Source organism: Tenebrionibacter intestinalis (assembly GCF_016632365.1).
Classification (GTDB): domain Bacteria; phylum Pseudomonadota; class Gammaproteobacteria; order Enterobacterales; family Enterobacteriaceae; genus Tenebrionibacter; species Tenebrionibacter intestinalis.
This window is the reverse complement of record NZ_JAEPBH010000184.1, coordinates 1-408: the sequence shown is the minus strand read 5'-3', so window position 1 is coordinate 408 and position 408 is coordinate 1. Positions and strand designations below refer to the sequence as shown.

The following is a 408-nucleotide window of genomic DNA, read 5'->3' as shown; positions in this document are numbered from 1 at the left end:
GTAAGCGTCCAGCGAGAACCGTATTGACGGGGATGTGTTATTCAGTTGGCAGTGCTACGCGCCAGGGGAGCAGTTCATTCACCCGATTGTTCGGCCAGTCTGCTATGACGTTAAGCACATGACGGAGGTAGCTTTCTGGATCCACGCCGTTCAGTTTGCACGTCCCGATCAGGCTGTACAGCAGTGCTCCCCGTTCACCACCGTGGTCAGAGCCGAAGAACAGCCAGTTCTTTCTTCCCAGACTGACCATCCGCAGCGCATTTTCAGCGATATTATTGTCCGCCTCAGCCCAACCATCATCTGCATAGTACGTCAGTGCCGGCCACTGGTTCAGGGCGTATGCGAACGCTTTCGCCAGTTCTGAGTGTCGCGACAGGGTTTTCATCTTTTCATGTAACCAGCTTTCCA

The 408-nt window shown here is 54.2% G+C and carries 1 protein-coding gene; it reads right to left on the bottom strand.

From position 1 onward, the window contains the following. Nucleotides 1–37: 37 nt before the first annotated feature. Nucleotides 38–408: IS66 family transposase (locus tag JJB97_RS18405; protein ID WP_238715538.1), on the bottom strand; the 371-nt coding region annotated here is incomplete at its 5' end.